Annotated in this window: 1 protein-coding gene; it reads left to right on the top strand. The window is 71.6% G+C overall.

Annotated features, from left to right (window positions below; genetic code table 11):
- The first annotated feature begins 857 nt into the window (after positions 1-857).
- Entirely contained in the window at positions 858-2048 is a 1191-nt protein-coding gene (locus ACWDVB_RS40240) for a pyridoxal phosphate-dependent aminotransferase (RefSeq protein ID WP_451519506.1), read from the top strand.
- Positions 2049-2087: the final 39 nt, after the last annotated feature.

The following is a 2087-nucleotide window of genomic DNA, read 5'->3' as shown; positions in this document are numbered from 1 at the left end:
TCAATCCAAGGACCGAGGGCCGCACACAGCGCGGCGGCGCCGGTCGGCCGCCGCCACGCTGCCTCTATGTCTTCGCCACCGGCTGCGCGGCGGCGCCCGCCCGTCGCCCCACACAGCGGCCAAAACCCAGCACCGGGCCATAGGGCACAGGGGATAGCCGCACAGCAGGTCACAGACGCTTTGGGTTACCGAATAGGCCGGATCGCGGCGGCGGTACGCGACGGGCTAACCCACTACCCGTGGCCGGGGCCCCAAGCCGGAACGGTCGGCCCCCGCGACGATGGGCGGCTCCTTGCCGCACGCCTCGAAGCAGCGGGAAGCCATCCCGGCGCCGCACCCGAGCAGGCCCGCGCAGTCAGCCGAGTCCGGGAGCTCCGAGCGCGAGCCGAGCACGTGACCACCCTGTCGACCGGGGGCCCCTTCACCGCGGCGGGCAGGAGGAGGGGGAAGGGAGAGGTGGGGGGTGGGGAGGGTTGGGAGCTGGGGCGGTCGGCTCCACGGCTTTAGGCAGCCACTTTGGGGCGAGCCTCTAAGATCATGGCCCCGATTCGGACCTTGCGGGCAGGTCCAGTGACTGCCCGAATCGCGATGAGCTTAAGGGGCCATGATCACTCGCCCCAAAGCAGCTCCCGCCCAAAGCCGCTCCACCGACCGCGTGACCGTCTGCGAGCTGAGTGTGGGGATGGAGGTGGGATGGGGCCGTCGCTGGGCCGTGGTAGGGCACTCAGCAGTGACCAACGATGACAACTGCCAACGGCTCAAAGGCAGGTCACTCCCCTGATCGGTTGCAAAGCCGCTGGCGGGAACATCGCTGAGCGAGTTGAGGAAGTCCAGAGGTTCGGCGCAGGATGGCGGCCATGACCTCCACTTCCGGGAGCGGGCGCCCGCTGCTCAACCGCCGCCTCGCCGAGTTCGGTACGACGATTTTCGCCGAGATGTCCGCGCTCGCGGTCTCCACGGGCGCGATCAACCTGGGCCAGGGCTTCCCGGACACGGACGGCCCCGAGTCCGTGCGCGAGGCGGCCGTGCGGGCGCTGCGCGACGGCCGCGGCAACCAGTACCCGCCGGGCCCGGGCGTCCCGGAGCTCCGCGAGGCGATCGCCGCCCACCAGCTCGCCCGCTACGACCTCACCTACGACCCCGACCGCGAGGTCCTCGTGACGGCGGGCGCGACCGAGGCGATCGCGGCGTCCCTGCTCGCCCTCGTCGAACCGGGCGACGAGGTCATCGCGCTGGAGCCGTACTACGACTCGTACGCCGCCTCGATCGCGTTGGCGGGCGGCGCCCGGGTCCCCGTCACGCTGCGCCCCGGCGACGGCCGCTTCCGCCTGGACCTGGACGAGCTGCGCGACGCGGTGACGCCCCGCACCCGGCTGATCCTCCTCAACACCCCGCACAACCCGACCGGCACCGTCCTCACCCGCGCCGAGCTGGCCGAGATCGCGAAGCTGGCGGTCGAGCGCGATCTGCTCGTGGTCACCGACGAGGTCTACGAGCACCTCGTCTTCGACGACGCCGAGCACATCCCGCTCGCCTCCTTCCCCGGCATGCGCGAGCGCACGGTCACGATCGGGTCGGCGGGCAAGACGTTCTCGTTCACCGGCTGGAAGGTCGGCTGGCTGACCTCCACGCCGGAGCTGGTCGCGGCGGTCCGCTCGGCGAAGCAGTTCCTCACCTACGTGTCCTCCGGCCCCTTCCAGTACGCCATCGCGGAGGCCCTCGCCCTCCCGGCCTCCTACTTCGACGACTTCCGCGCGGACATGCGGGCCAAGCGGGATCTGCTCTCCGAGGGTCTGCGGGCCGCGGGCTTCGGCGTCTACCGCCCGGCGGGCACGTACTTCGTGACGACCGACATCACCCCTCTCGGGACGACCGACGGCTTCGCCTTCTGCCGCGCGCTCCCGGAGCGGGCCGGCGTCGTCGCCATCCCGAACGCGGTCTTCTACGACCACCGCGACGCGGGCGCCCCCTTCGTCCGCTTCGCCTTCTGCAAGCGGACCTCCGTCCTTGAGGAGGCCGTGGCCCGCCTCACGTCACTGGCTGGCTGAGGCCCCCCTGCATGCCGAGAGCCCGGCCGGGGCGATGTG

This window comes from Streptomyces sp. NPDC003379, assembly GCF_053589195.1.
This window is presented reverse-complemented; position numbering and strand designations above follow the sequence as displayed.

Coding starts and splice junctions, on each gene's coding strand:
- ACWDVB_RS40240 (WP_451519506.1), top strand. CDS start 858: ATGACCTCCACTTCCGGGAGCGGGCGCCCGCTGCTCAACCGCCGCCTC.